The sequence below is a fragment of the Acinetobacter sp. ANC 3929 genome (assembly GCF_000369405.1).
GTDB lineage: Bacteria > Pseudomonadota > Gammaproteobacteria > Pseudomonadales > Moraxellaceae > Acinetobacter.
In genome coordinates this window covers 221196-234347 of record NZ_KB849998.1, presented here as the reverse complement: position 1 = coordinate 234347, position 13152 = coordinate 221196, and the positions used below count along the sequence as shown (strand labels likewise).

The following is a 13152-nucleotide window of genomic DNA, read 5'->3' as shown; positions in this document are numbered from 1 at the left end:
ATAAAATGGACACTACCATGACATATTTAATTAATTTAAAAAAATTAGGGGTTAACTCTACGCTTTTAGCTACTTCAGTTGCGCTAGTTGCTTGTGGTGGTGGAGGCGGGGGTGGCTATTATGGAAATAGTGGAAGCAGCAACACCAATGAAGGTGGTTCCAACACTGGAAATAATTCTTCTACTGATAGTTCTAAAGTGGCTGAAAGTATTAAAGTATTAGATTTAAAGGATGCATCAGATAAAACTATTGTTAATGCCAATGATAATTCTGTTGTAAAGTTTTCAGTTCAGGTTTTGAATAAAGATCAAGGTGGAATAGCTGATAAAGATGTTCGTTTATCAATATCAGATAATGATAAATTGGGGGTGACCAGCAAAGTTTCATTAGTTAAAACTGCTGATGGTGGTATAGCTGGATTTGAGCTTAATATACCTTCTATTTCAACCGCATCTGGAAAAGTATTATTAACTGCTACTGTTGATGGGACATCAATTAAACAAGTTTACACACTAAATATTACTAAAACGAGCACTGTTCAAAGTAATTATAATTTAAATATCCAACAAGGCGTTGTTTTAAACCTACCTAAGGGTACTGCAACAATTAATGCGCAGGTTACTGACCCAAATGGTGGAATTAAAGCAGGGCAAAATGTCAGTTTAGTTTTGCCAGCAGAGATGCAAGGTAAATTTTTCATTTCATCGGGTTCATCACTGACTACGGATAACAATGGTAATGCAGCATTTACTATTGCAGCGAGTGCCGATTTGACGTCAGAGGATATCCAGAAACTTGTTGCGACTTCTCAAAGTTTGGAATTTAAATTGGTCGATGAATTTAAAGCTCAAAAAACTGTTAAAGCTGCAATTACATTTAAAGATATCTCTCAGATTGTACAAAAACTTGAAATTATTAAAGCGGATGCTCCGATAATAGCTCAGAATGGAACAACAACTGTAAAGGTACGTGCAAAAAATAGTAATGATGTTGCTTTAGCAAATAAGAAAGTAAAATTAATTTTTACTGATAAAAGTGATGCTTATGGAGTTAGCTTAGATCAAGCTGAAGCTATAACAGATGCGAATGGTTATGCAACCTTTACAATTAAGGCAAATTCAAATTATCCAATCGCTTTATCTCAGCAGGGAATTAATCTAAAAGCAGTTTATTCTGACAGTTTGGATGTTTTCGCTCAGGATACGATTAATGTAATTACTGCAGATTCAAATGCAGCTGATCAATTGGCTTTACAGCGTTTAGAAATAGCTTCCTCTTACAAGATCAATGCAAAAAATGATCAAGTGACGATTACTGTTAAGGGAATTAATAATAAAGGTGAAGCTGCGACCAAAGGAAAAGTAACTTTAGCTTTAAATAATGAGGCTATTTCTAATGGAGTAACATTTGATGGTAGTGCTGAACGAGATTTTAGTACTGCGGCGGGAGGATACGTTACATATACCTTGCGTACCAATGCAAAAACAGAGGCTGCAGTTGCTGCTTTAGTCCAATCAGGTATTACAGCAACTTTTAAAACAGATAATAACTTAACCAACAGTATTAAAATTGCTGTAGCAGACGAAGAAAAATCTGAAGAAGCCGTGGGCTACTTAGCAATTGATCCAATTAATAATGCTTTTGATTATACAAAAGATCAAACAATTACTGTCAAAGTTAAAGCAATTGGCGTGAAAGGAAGTGCTTTAAAAGGTGAGAATATTTCAATATCGCTTCCAACATTAACGAGTACAGATTTGCAAGCACTTGGTTTAAGCTTAACGGGCCAAGCTTCTAAAAATACGGATGAGACAGGGTATGCGACTTTCGTTTACGAATTTAAAGCGAATGGTTCAGATAGACAAAAGCAATTAGTTGCAAATGGTATTAGAATCACAGCGCAAACTACATCAAATGCTTCTCAGCAAACAACAACAGTGAACTTTAAAGCTCCTACCGATCAGACAGAGATTGATCTAGATTATTTGGCTGTAGAGATGCCTGGCAACGTTGTTTTAACTTCTGGTGTTGAACAAATAATCAACGTAGTTGTAAATGCGACAGGTACTGATGGAAAATCGTTATCTGGTCAAAAAGTTGGAATTGGTTTAAATGAAGCAGCTTTAGGCAATGGGGTTAGTCTTGCTACAGCATCTGCTCTTTCTACAGAAAATGGTAAAGTCACTTTCAGTTTAAAGGTGAAGGCAAACAGTCAGACTGAATTAACGAACCTAATTGCGAATGGAATTACTGTCGCGGTTAAGGGAGCTCGTAGAGATGGTTCAGCTTATACATTGACACGTAAGATTGATGTGAGTCGTCCACCTGTAATCTTGCCAAGCTTAGCTGGATTGGTACTTTCATATAATGTCCAAACCGTATCTGTATTGGGCGGTGATGTTCGAGTTAAAGTAATTGCCCAAGATAGTGCCGGGAATATAGTTGCCAATACTCCTATTGCCATTGCTCTTGCTGGTTTAACTGGCTCTAGAGTATCTTTATCCGATTCTGCATTGACAACCAATAGTAAAGGCGAAGCGGAATTTACAGTTAAGGTCTCAGAAGGTACATATGATGCAAGCCTGATTAAAAATGGCATCACTTTTGCTATCGTTGGAACAAACCTTAATAATGGTGATCGTATTCAACAAACAGGTACTATCCAGGTTGCTATACCAAAAGACTCTGTCAACCTACGTTTAACGTCAGATAAAACGGATCTGGAAATTGGTCAAACTTATCAAGTTCAGGTTGCTGTAAAAGATGAGTTAGGTGCAAATACGGCTTATCCCGTTAATCTTTCTTTAAATCAAGAGGCAGTGAGCGCTGGTGTTAAATTGAATGCAGATTCAGTATTAACAACTGCAAATGGTTCAGTACCGATTTCTATTACCATCCCTAAAGATATGTCTAATACTGCTAAACAAGCTTTATTGACAGCTGGTATAAAAGTGATTGGTGTAATTAAAAATCCTAAAGGTGAAGAATTAAAAAGTACTCTAAGTTTTACTGTGGTAGCGCCAATCAATACAAATCATTTAACGATTGATAGCAATAAAGTTTCACTTAGTACGGCTGGTGATTCAGCTCTTGCTACAGTCAAACTTTTAGATGTTAATCAGGGGGGCATTGCAAATCAGCAAGTGACCTTGAGTATTGTCGATCCAAGAAATGCTACATCGATTAAAGGTGCGTCACAAGTAGTAACAAATCAATTTGGTGAAGCTGTATTTACTTTGGATATGAAACAGAGTAGCGGTACGAATACTGATCCTATTCTTTTGATTGCATCTCATATTAATGAGCAGGGAGCTGTAGTACAGCAAGTTTCACAAATATCTGTTAATTCACCAACAACATTAGCTCCACAATTAGATCTGAAACTAAAGGCATCCAAAGATAAACTGCATGTACGCGGTGATGCTGTTGATGTTTCTGTATTAGTCACAGATATCAATGGCTCGAGTCAATCTGGAAAAGCAGTGACATTAACAATTCCAGATTATCAAAAAAATGGTGCTTATATCCGTGGAGCATCCACAGTAGAAAGTGATGAAAATGGTTGGGTAAAATTTACCGTTGTTGTGGATGAAAATTTACGCGCTCAAGGTTATAGTGCAGCTCAGTTTATTACAGATGACCTACGTGTAGAGGCATTAGTTAAAGATAGTAATGGAACGGAACGACGTCAGAGTTATTTAGCTGATATTATTGCTGCTGATGTCCCTGTAACACAAGGTTCTATTACTGTTGCCATGAATCCAAATAAAGTGGGTATCGATGATAACTCGGGCATTTATTATAATTGGAATGCTTCAGTACAAGTGACAGATTTAGATGGTCGACCTGTAGCGAATCAAAACGTCACGATGGATGTTAGAGCTGTTGAATTTTCTCGTGGTGCTTGGACAGTTATAGAAGACCCGATTACAAAAGCAAAATTCTGGACTCAACATTTACCACCATTACTAACGCCTCCATTAGTCTGTGCAATTCCGACGAAAGATGATCCTTCAACATCTTATGATGATCGCAATGTCACAATTACTGGTGAAAAAGATAGAAATGGTAGCGATGTTCTTGAAACTTTAAATGTTGTACGTTTTATTGGTGCAAGTGATTCAAATCCATATACGGCAACTTATACAACAGATAAAGAAGGTAAGTTTGATTTCCAAATACGTTATCCAAAAGCATATGCTTCATGGTTATCTGTTCAGATCGGGGCGACAGCAACATTGGCGAATACACCAATACATGGTTATCGAACGGTTTCTTTACCAACAGTCTCTAGTGATTTTGATAAGACGGATTGGGCATTCACACCATCAATTAACAATAAGAGTCCTTATGGAATTCTTAACTCTTGTAAATAATTAATGTATAAAAAAACAGCACTTCGGTGCTGTTTTTTTATAGGGTAGTACCTATACTCACTGTTGCTGTTGGGCGAACTTGAAAAGAACTACACGCTGAAAGTGAGATAAGGCATAAAATAATAATGGTGAGTTTGTGCATGGTTCTTTGTCTTGTGAAAAAGAACCATCATCTTATAAAAACAAAGGTTTAACTATTTTGATCAGGTAATGAAATGTAATGAATTTAATCGTCCAGTAAGTCCATTTGTTTTGCGATTTGATATAAATTATTTGAACGGTTACCAGTACGACAGAACATTAAAATTGGTTTTGGCAGTTCATTATAATGATTTGCAAAAGTACGTACGTCTAACTCAGTGATTTGGCCTGCAACAACAGGTTGATAGACATAGTCTAGACCTGCATTGCGTGCAGATTCTTCGATTTGGGCACTTGTAGGTTGCTCAGGACCACCTTCCAGATCTGGACGGTTATTAATAATCGATTTAAATCCTTTTTCAACCACTTGCTCAACATGCTCAGGGCCGATTTGACCTGCAAAACCAACATTCTCTGTCATCTTGTCACTCCAAAAACAAACAAAACATTTTATGCTCTATCATAGCATTAAGCTCGATCTTGAGTTTAAATGTCTATAGTAAATAAATGATGATAAATAAAAGATAACGCAATGGAGCGCGCATGCACACCTATACTGTTGAGCCGTTGTATGTTGCCAGTGGCGATGAAACCATCGCTGCGGATTTCTATTTACCCAAAACCAATATCAAACCTGCCGTGATTATCATGGCACATGGTTTTGCGGGCTTGCGTCAATTTAAACTGGTTCAATATGCACAGCGTTTTGTTCAAGCAGGTTATGCGGTGATTTTATTTGATTATCGCTATTGGGGTGGCAGTACAGGGAAACCACGTGAATTGGTTTCATTAAGTGCTCAGCTCGATGACTGGAAAACCATTGTTCAATATGCTTCAAATTGCAAGCTGATTGATAGTCGACGGATTATCTTATGGGGAACCTCACTCAGTGGTGGATATGCCTTAAGTCTGGCAACAGACCTGAAAAATATTCAAGCAGTGATGGTACAAGTGCCTTATGTCGATGGTGCTGAGACGGCCAAGCTTTATCCTTTACAACGCTATCCTGAAGCATTGAAACGCTCCAGTCAGGATTATATGGGCTCTAAAATGGGCTTAGTTCCTAAAACCTTACCTGTCGTCGATCAATATCGATTGTGCTTTCTACCAACCTCGGACAGTTACTACGGTTATCTCTCGATTGTAAATCCAGATTATTACTGGAGTGGAGAAGTTCCAGCGCGTGTATTTTTTAACTTAATGCGTTATCGACCGATCCAATTTGTCCGTAAAATTAATATTCCTGTTTTGTTTATTGCGGCAAAGCATGACACGTTGATTCCCATTGCATCTAGTCGGGAAGCAGCGACCAATATTGCGCCATTTGTGAGCTATCATGAGTGGGAAATGAAGCATTTTGATGTTTATCATGATTCTTGGTTTGAAAAAGCAGTCACAACCCAATTAGAATTTTTACATCAACATATCGGAGTGATGTAAATGATTATTGTCTGTGCATCCTGTGGTGCAAAAAATCGTGTACCTGAAGAAAAATTGGCAGTAGATCCGAATTGTGGGCAATGTCATCAAGCCTTGTTAACCAGAGCCCCAGTTGAGCTGAATGAGCAAAACTTTAGCAATTTCATTAGCAATAGTGATTTGCCTGTGCTGATTGATCTCTGGGCGGAGTGGTGTGGCCCATGTAAGATGATGGCACCGCATTTTGCTCAGGTGGCTAAGCAGAATCCTTATGTGGTTTTTGCAAAAATTGATACAGAAGCCAATCCGCGTTTAAGTGCTGCATTTAATGTACGAAGTATTCCAACTTTGGTTCTTATGAATAAAACTACAGAATTGGCGAGAATCAGTGGAGCATTACGTACGCCAGAGTTACAACAATGGTTAGACCAGCAATTACAGCAGCATCAAGGACATTGATATGACGGAACGTCCAAATCATCCAGAAGGGACTTTATCTTTACAAAATATTGCTATGCCCGCAGATACCAATTGGAGTGGTGATGTCTTTGGAGGCTGGATTGTCTCTCAGATGGATCTCGCTGGTGCCATTCACGTTGAGCGTTTTAGTAAAGGTCGTTGTGCCACGATTGCCATTAATCAGATGACGTTTCTCGTTCCTGTGAAGGTTGGTAATGTAATTAGTTGCTATACCAAAATTTTGAAAGTTGGAAGCAGCTCGGTACAAGTGCAAATCGAAGTATGGAATAGCCATGATGATTCACGTGAACCAGTTCGTATTACCGAAGGTGTATTCACGTTTGTTGCAGTCGATGTGAAGGGCAACAAGCGCGTAATCTCTGAAGAGATTAAACAGGCATTTATTGCAACGGCATAAAACTAAGCAGCAAAATTGTTTAGTTTAATTATATTTATTATTCAAAAGGTAGAGACAGACGATGGCAGAAGAGCTGGTTTTGCAGCAAGGTCATAAAGCTGAGCAATATCAAAATATCATTCCACAGATTCAGGCAATTGTTGAAGATGAAACGGATGTGATTGCGAATCTAGCGAATATCTGTGCGGCATTGAAACAGCAATTTGACTGGTTTTGGATTGGCTTTTATCTTGTAAAAGACAGTGAACTCGTTTTAGGGCCATTTCAAGGTCCGATAGCTTGTACCCGTATTGCCAAAGGTTGTGGCGTATGTGGAACTGCATGGCAACAACAGCAAGTGATTATCGTACCAGATGTAGATCAATTCCCTGGACATATTGCATGCAGTTCTGCATCTAAATCTGAAATTGTCTTACCCATCATGAAAAATGGTCAGTGCGTTGGCGTGTTGGATGTTGATAGTGATGAGTTGAATCAATTTGATGAGATTGATGCAGAATATTTGAAACAGCTGATCACCGTGATTGAAACATTTATTTAAAGGTGAGATGTAAAAATAAAGCCCAACATGACGTTGGGCTTTATTTTTGATTCAAATACTATTTTTTACGTTTTGGCAGCCAAGCCCAAAGCATTTGGCATTGGATTGGCTCATTGCCTGAATCATCAATCACTGTTACTGGCACCAATAACTCGCCTTTATCATTATCTGCAATAAACTTTTGTTGATCTGCTGATAATGTTGCTGTTGCCGTTAAACCGCCTTGAGCAACTTTTAAATAGTCGACATGCAATGATTTGATCAACAGAATTCGATCGTCTGGTACATGTAAACCGGTTAAAAAGCCCGTTGCAGTTTCAGACAATAAAGCCATCGCTGCAGCATGAACCCCTTTAATATGATTTTGCATATTGCGTTGGTTTTCAATGCGGACAGTGACGTGATCTTTATCTACTTCTAAATAGCGAATATTTGCTGTTCCAACCATTGGAACCACACGTCCAAAGGCTTTACTCCATAAGGTGCTGCGAATGCCCTTTGGAAATTTAGAGGTGGTTTTAACCAGCTTATAAAGGCGGTTATCTTTTGCCATAGTGAACCTATTGCTTAGTCTTTGAAATTATTAAATTGGAGTGGTAGACCAAATTGTTGTTCACGTAAAAAGTTCATCACTTGTTGCAAAGTATCGCGCTTTTTATCCGTGACACGGATTTTGTCTCCTTGGATAGAAGATTGCGCTTTGATACCGCTTTCTTTAATGGCTTTATTAATTTTTTTTGCGGTATCTGAGTCAAGACCATCTTTAAGTTTAATCACTTGTACGACATTCTTACCAGAAGCTGTGGCTTTTTGTGGATCTAATGCTTGTACATCAATTTTACGCTTGTAGAAATGGTTCTCGAGCATGGTATACACTTGCTCACATTGAAAATCGCTTTCAGTTGAGATTTTGATTTCTTTATTTTTCTCATTTAACTCAATTGAAACGTCTTGTCCTCGAAAGTCAAAACGTGTTGCGATCTCTTTTTCTGTATTTTGTACAGCGTGATTAACTTCAAATAACTCTAATTCAGAAACAATATCAAAAGAAGGCATGGTTAGACCTTTACAAAGGGAAAGAATATTTGAGATGCTAAGGGGGTTTTCTTCATTTGCCAAGTGTTGTTTACATCAAAGGAGTGCACAATGATCCGTAAACAAGAAATTACAACATTTGAGTTCCCAGAAGGCGCTGTCATCTGGGATGTCCGAGATACTAAAGCGTATACAGAGGCTCATGTTAAAGGGGCGGTGAATCGTCCAATTACTGATATCACTGCGGATAGTTTGACTCAAGTTGCAGCGGATCAGCCGATTTATATTTTATGTGGTGGCGGAAGTAAAGCACCGCGTGCAGCAGAGCTATTAGACGGCATGGATGGTTCTCGTGAATATGTTGTGCTAATGGGTGGCACACGCGCAGCGCGTGATGCAGGCTTACCTTTAGAACAAGGCGCTTAAAGCACTCAAAAGATTGGCCAAAATACATCTGTATTTTGGCCAATTCAAAATTTTAGATTTCAGTTATTTTAAAATTAAAAGATATTTAACCAGAATAATACGGTTTCTTTGCTTTAGTCTTCTTGTGAAAACGCTGTGGGTTGAGTCTATTCAATAACGATTGCGGAATTGGACAAAGTTCTCCGAGTACTAAAGCTGCTAATACTTCGCTGCACAACGGTGCAAATAAGAATCCCTTTGAACCTAAACCTGCAAAAGTATAGATTTGCTGGTGATTTTGCATTTTCCCGACCAGAGGAAAGTAATCCAGACTTTGTGCACGCACAGATGCACGGCCTTGCCATGTTTCGGTGGATGCTAATTGTTGCGCATATTCAGGGAAGACACTGTGGATAAGTTCGTAGTTATGCACATGATCTTCAGCTAAAACTTCAATATCGTCTCGATTGGGATAAAAAGAGGCACCTAAAATTAATTGTGCTGCATCCAATTGCATACAATAACCGCCATAACTATAGGCTTGATCTAAAGCTAAAGGTTGCTCGCGATTCTCAACCCAGCTGACTTGTCCACGGATTGGTTTTAACACTGGGTAGTTGTCAAATAATTCAGCACTTTGCTTGGCGCAACAAACAATCACATCATCGGCTGTTGCGATGAGCTGTTGATCTTGCCAAAGCTCAGTTTGGTTCTCACCTGCATTTAAGCGAGAAATTTTTGCTTTTTGAATCGAGATATTGGGGTGCTGTAAAATTTCATCACGTAGCTGTTGTGGGGAAACTGCACCAGCTTGATTTAAAAATAAACTTGGAAATTCAGTATTCGGTATTTGTGGCTGCTTTAACTGTACTGATAACACCGTTTCAGGATACTGCTCTGCCAGCTCTAATAATTCATCGGCATTTTTTAAGGCAAGCTGCTGCACTTGAATGGGTCTAAATGCTTTGAATCTAGGATAAAAATTCAATGCATGTTGCCAGCTCAAGGTCATCAAGTGTTCATGTGCTTGTTCAATTGGGCAGAGTTTTGGATTGAGTAAGGCGAGGGGATTACCCGATGCACCTGAAAGTGGCTCATTTTGCTCGTAGATCGTGACTTGATGACCACGTTGGGCAAATACCCATGCGGTGCTTAAACCTGCGATTCCCGCGCCAATAATCGCAATTTGACGCTGTTTGGGTTGCAAAGCAGATTGCGAGGTCACATGGCTTTGCTCTGAATCAGCTAGGTCAGACGCTGTGGATGACGGGTCTAGCCAAATGGCTTTCAGCATTTCACGTTTATGACCAAACCCCCGTGGACGGCTAATGTGCACACCATGTTGCTTTAACCCACGTTTGAGTACACCCGCAACACTAAATGAGGCAAATGTGGTTCCAAAGTCTGATAGCCGGACAATATGATTCAGCACATTTTCTTGCCACATGTCTGGATTGCATGAAGGGGCAAAGCCATCAAGAAACCATGCGTTGATCGCCTGTGTTTTAGGGATGCCAGGGAAAATGTCTTGCGCATCACCTAACCATAAATCAATACTAAAACGTTCTTCAGGAAAACTGAGACGATGACAACCCGCAATCGGTAAAGGATACTGTTGAATCAGTTTTTCAGCTAAAGGTTCTAGCTCCGTCCAGACATTGAGTGCACGGATTAGATCGGCTTTACTGAGCGGAAATTTTTCTACACTCACCACATGTAAATGACTGTGGTTACCTGGACGAATCTGCTGCCAAAGCTGCCACAAGGTGAGAATGTTTAAGCCTGTGCCAAAACCAGTTTCGCCCACACAAAAGTATTGGTAGTCTTTCAGTTGTGACAGACGTTCAGTTAAGTCATTACCATTTAAAAACACATGGCGTGTTTCAAGTAAACCGTTATCTTTAGAAAAGTAGACATCGCCAAATTGTTTAGAAATGGGAACTTCGATACCATCGACCAGTTCCCAGTCTAATTCGGCTGTTTGTAATTTTGCTGAGTGAGACATAAATTGAGGGTGATTTTACCACTGGCGGCGGCGTTTAGTGTGAATATAGCTGGCAATCAGGAAACCCAGAATGACACCGACGGCAATGGTCATCGCACCGTATAAAAACATTTGCGCACTGCGTTCACTTTGTAATACCTGAACTTGAACGGTTAAATTGTCATTTTTTAATTGCAACTCTTGGTTCTGCGAGAGTGCTTCAAGATTGGCATGTTCAAGTTGTTTCAAGCGGCTGGCTTGATCTTGAATCATGGCTTTTACTTTGGCATCCTGCTGTTGCTTGGCTTTGGCAATTTGTTCAGCCGTCAATGGTTTAGCCACTGTCGCTGTGGCATTGCCTGTAACAGGCGTTGTGGTAGAGGATTGAGTTTGCGCTGTGGTGGTGGTTGCAGCCGTAGGTGTGGTAGGTTCAACGGCCCAAGCAGTAGAACTGAGTAGGCATAAAGCCAGTACGCTTTTAAGGACAACTTGCATGATTTACCCTTTTGGAAAAGCTTTGTTGAAAGGTTTTACATCAATACTGGCGTAAATCCCTTCTTTTAAAAATGGCTCTTCCTGAATCCAAGCATCCAGTGCTTCACGACTGTCAAACTCGACAATCATGGTACTGCCCAAAAAACCGGCTTGTGGATCATTTGGGTCTTTGGGATGTGCACCAGCTGTAATTAAACGTCCTTCATCATCTAACTTTTGTAGACGTTCAATATGTTGTGGGCGGGTTGCTAAACGTTTTTCCAAAGTACCTTCGCGATCAGTACAAGTCAGCACAAAATATGGCATGGCAGTAGCTCGATGATTTAAAATCTATTCAGTGGTTTTAAAATGCTTTCTTAAGAAAAAGAGTATAGCAGCTAGGTAACTGATAGAAACGATAATATCGCCAAAAGCCGTGAATTCGCCCCAATATTTTCCTTGCATATAGACAAAACCAAAGAAGAAATGCAGTGCTGCGAGTAAAAAGAATTGACCACACCATGCCCAGTTCAACTTTAACCAGCCTTTAGGACTGAGCTCTAACAACGAACCTAAAAGTTTTTGGATAATTGGCATACGTTCTTTATTAAATAGTGGGGTCACGAGGAAGCCTAATCCAATCCCGACATTGATGATAATTGCCTTCATTTTGATGTAGGTCACATCACTAAAGATCAGGGTAATTCCACCAAAAACGACAGACATTACGACAATAAACCACTGCATTTTTTCCAGTTTGAATTTTTGGAAAAAGAACAGGCAGCCATAAACCACCAATGTGGCAATGAGGAGGGCACATGTCGCAACAAGAATATGATTTTGATCGGTATTTCCCGCACTACCCACTAACTGTAATAGGGGATGATGACTATCTTTAGGATCGGTGGTTTTATAAAAATAAAAGAAGATAATAATCGGAAGATAGTCGAGCAACGCTTTCATGTTACAGTACGATGATGAAATAGGTCAGATAGCATAATACAAACCATGTTCGGTGTCGATTTACATACACATACACTCATTTCCGATGGTACTTTCTCTCCTGAGCAACTGGTACAGGCCGCCGTGGACCTAAAAATACACACCTTGGCCGTGACTGATCACGACACTATGGATGGTTTGGAACGCGCTCAGAATTATGCACAAGACCATGATATTCAAATCATTTCTGGAGTGGAAGTGTCCAGTCAATGGTCACGACCAAATACCAAAAAGAGCTATGGTGTACATATTGTCGCCTTGAATATGCAAGATGAAACACCAATCAGAGCCATGTTGGAACAACAGAAAAAAGTCCGTGCTGAACGGGCGAAAGTGATTTGTCAGCTTTTAGAAAAATGTATCGATTTTGATATTTATCCAGATGTGATTGCTCAAGTCGATGGGCAAGCCGATCGGGTTACCCGCACCCATATTGCCAAAGCGTTAGTTGAGAAGAATATTGTCAGTCGTCCACAGCAGGCTTTTGATCGCTTTCTGAAAGAAGGGAAAAAGGCCTTTGTGAAATTTGAAGGGATGGGACTCAAAGAAACGATTGAGACCATTCATGCCAGTCAAGGTTTCGCTGTATTGGCTCATCCAACCCGTTATGACCTGTCTGCCACCAATATCCGTTATTTGATTGAACTCTTTGCAGAATCAGGTGGTGATGCGGTTGAACTACCACCCAATATCGAACCTGCTTCCACACGACAAATGGTGGATCGTATGATTCAACAATTTGGTTTAGCTGTGTCGATTGGCAGTGATTTTCATGGTGACAATATGCCGTGGATCAAACTCGGACAAACGCCACGCGTTCATGATGGTCAGAAAGGAATTTGGGAAAGCTTTAAATCTTCCCTTATATAAAAATGAGAACTTTACTGCGTGTACGCAG

Annotated in this window: 14 protein-coding genes; 7 read left to right on the top strand and 7 right to left on the bottom strand. The window is 39.7% G+C overall.

All coding sequences use genetic code 11. The features are described 5' to 3' along the window. Nucleotides 1-17: 17 nt before the first annotated feature. Nucleotides 18-4376: a hypothetical protein gene (locus tag F909_RS15160; protein WP_005146950.1), complete on the top strand. Its 4359-nt coding sequence runs from the start codon at nucleotides 18-20 to the stop codon at nucleotides 4374-4376. Between the two features lie 226 nt (nucleotides 4377-4602). On the opposite strand, the gene F909_RS15165 is transcribed toward F909_RS15160, so the two are convergent. Next, entirely contained in the window at nucleotides 4603-4938 is a 336-nt protein-coding gene (locus tag F909_RS15165; protein WP_005146948.1) for a protein tyrosine phosphatase family protein, read from the bottom strand. 122 nt (nucleotides 4939-5060) lie between these two features. Between F909_RS15165 and F909_RS15170 the strand changes: the two genes are divergently transcribed. From F909_RS15170 to F909_RS15185, 4 genes are all read left to right on the top strand, one after another. Further along, on the top strand, nucleotides 5061-5957 hold the full coding sequence (locus tag F909_RS15170; protein WP_005146946.1) for an alpha/beta hydrolase: 897 nt from the start codon (nucleotides 5061-5063) through the stop codon (nucleotides 5955-5957). After that, nucleotides 5958-6395, top strand: coding sequence for a thioredoxin TrxC (gene trxC, locus F909_RS15175; RefSeq protein ID WP_005146943.1), 438 nt, complete (start codon nucleotides 5958-5960; stop codon nucleotides 6393-6395). Nucleotide 6396: 1 nt separating this feature from the next. Then, nucleotides 6397-6813, top strand: coding sequence for an acyl-CoA thioesterase (locus tag F909_RS15180; protein WP_005146941.1), 417 nt, complete (start codon nucleotides 6397-6399; stop codon nucleotides 6811-6813). A gap of 61 nt (nucleotides 6814-6874) precedes the next feature. Continuing rightward, nucleotides 6875-7354: a GAF domain-containing protein gene (locus tag F909_RS15185; protein WP_005146940.1), complete on the top strand. Its 480-nt coding sequence runs from the start codon at nucleotides 6875-6877 to the stop codon at nucleotides 7352-7354. Nucleotides 7355-7412: 58 nt separating this feature from the next. Here the strand turns inward: F909_RS15185 and F909_RS15190 are convergent, their stop codons facing one another. Next, nucleotides 7413-7907 (bottom strand): DUF4442 domain-containing protein, encoded by a 495-nt coding sequence (locus F909_RS15190; protein WP_004804285.1) that lies wholly within the window; start codon nucleotides 7905-7907, stop codon nucleotides 7413-7415. Nucleotides 7908-7921: 14 nt separating this feature from the next. Then, entirely contained in the window at nucleotides 7922-8410 is a 489-nt protein-coding gene (locus tag F909_RS15195; protein ID WP_004655922.1) for a YajQ family cyclic di-GMP-binding protein, read from the bottom strand. A gap of 90 nt (nucleotides 8411-8500) precedes the next feature. Here F909_RS15195 and F909_RS15200 point away from each other — a divergent pair, with 90 nt between their 5' ends. After that, nucleotides 8501-8815, top strand: coding sequence for a rhodanese-like domain-containing protein (locus F909_RS15200; protein ID WP_004804287.1), 315 nt, complete (start codon nucleotides 8501-8503; stop codon nucleotides 8813-8815). Nucleotides 8816-8900: 85 nt separating this feature from the next. On the opposite strand, the gene mnmC is transcribed toward F909_RS15200, so the two are convergent. Genes mnmC through F909_RS15220 form a run of 4 tightly spaced genes read right to left on the bottom strand, consistent with a single transcriptional unit; the run spans nucleotide 8901 to nucleotide 12215 of the window. Next, the gene (gene mnmC / locus F909_RS15205) at nucleotides 8901-10799 is read right to left on the bottom strand and encodes a bifunctional tRNA (5-methylaminomethyl-2-thiouridine)(34)-methyltransferase MnmC2/FAD-dependent 5-carboxymethylaminomethyl-2-thiouridine(34) oxidoreductase MnmC1 (RefSeq protein ID WP_005146938.1); all 1899 of its coding nucleotides are present in this window, start codon (nucleotides 10797-10799) and stop codon (nucleotides 8901-8903) included. Nucleotides 10800-10814: 15 nt separating this feature from the next. Further along, entirely contained in the window at nucleotides 10815-11273 is a 459-nt protein-coding gene (locus F909_RS15210; protein ID WP_005146937.1) for an SH3 domain-containing protein, read from the bottom strand. Nucleotides 11274-11276: 3 nt separating this feature from the next. Continuing rightward, a complete protein-coding gene (locus tag F909_RS15215; protein ID WP_005146931.1) occupies nucleotides 11277-11579 on the bottom strand; it encodes a YciI family protein in 303 nt (100 codons plus the stop codon). A gap of 24 nt (nucleotides 11580-11603) precedes the next feature. Beyond that, a complete protein-coding gene (locus F909_RS15220) occupies nucleotides 11604-12215 on the bottom strand; it encodes a septation protein IspZ (protein ID WP_005146929.1) in 612 nt (203 codons plus the stop codon). A 45-nt stretch (nucleotides 12216-12260) separates the two neighbouring features. On the opposite strand from F909_RS15220, the gene F909_RS15225 reads away from it, so the two are divergent. Then, nucleotides 12261-13124, top strand: coding sequence for a PHP domain-containing protein (locus F909_RS15225; protein ID WP_005146927.1), 864 nt, complete (start codon nucleotides 12261-12263; stop codon nucleotides 13122-13124). Nucleotides 13125-13152: the final 28 nt, after the last annotated feature.

Excerpts from the sequence above, each read along its gene's own strand:
- F909_RS15170 (WP_005146946.1), top strand. The coding sequence starts at position 5,061 with ATGCACACCTATACTGTTGAGCCGTTGTATGTTGCCAGTGGCGATGAA.
- F909_RS15200 (WP_004804287.1), top strand. The coding sequence starts at position 8,501 with ATGATCCGTAAACAAGAAATTACAACATTTGAGTTCCCAGAAGGCGCT.
- F909_RS15210 (WP_005146937.1), bottom strand. The coding sequence starts at position 11,273 with ATGCAAGTTGTCCTTAAAAGCGTACTGGCTTTATGCCTACTCAGTTCT.
- F909_RS15165 (WP_005146948.1), bottom strand. The coding sequence starts at position 4,938 with ATGACAGAGAATGTTGGTTTTGCAGGTCAAATCGGCCCTGAGCATGTT.
- F909_RS15225 (WP_005146927.1), top strand. The coding sequence starts at position 12,261 with ATGTTCGGTGTCGATTTACATACACATACACTCATTTCCGATGGTACT.
- F909_RS15180 (WP_005146941.1), top strand. The coding sequence starts at position 6,397 with ATGACGGAACGTCCAAATCATCCAGAAGGGACTTTATCTTTACAAAAT.
- trxC (WP_005146943.1), top strand. The coding sequence starts at position 5,958 with ATGATTATTGTCTGTGCATCCTGTGGTGCAAAAAATCGTGTACCTGAA.
- mnmC (WP_005146938.1), bottom strand. The coding sequence starts at position 10,799 with ATGTCTCACTCAGCAAAATTACAAACAGCCGAATTAGACTGGGAACTG.
- F909_RS15195 (WP_004655922.1), bottom strand. The coding sequence starts at position 8,410 with ATGCCTTCTTTTGATATTGTTTCTGAATTAGAGTTATTTGAAGTTAAT.
- F909_RS15215 (WP_005146931.1), bottom strand. The coding sequence starts at position 11,579 with ATGCCATATTTTGTGCTGACTTGTACTGATCGCGAAGGTACTTTGGAA.
- F909_RS15185 (WP_005146940.1), top strand. The coding sequence starts at position 6,875 with ATGGCAGAAGAGCTGGTTTTGCAGCAAGGTCATAAAGCTGAGCAATAT.
- F909_RS15190 (WP_004804285.1), bottom strand. The coding sequence starts at position 7,907 with ATGGCAAAAGATAACCGCCTTTATAAGCTGGTTAAAACCACCTCTAAA.
- F909_RS15220 (WP_005146929.1), bottom strand. The coding sequence starts at position 12,215 with ATGAAAGCGTTGCTCGACTATCTTCCGATTATTATCTTCTTTTATTTT.
- F909_RS15160 (WP_005146950.1), top strand. The coding sequence starts at position 18 with ATGACATATTTAATTAATTTAAAAAAATTAGGGGTTAACTCTACGCTT.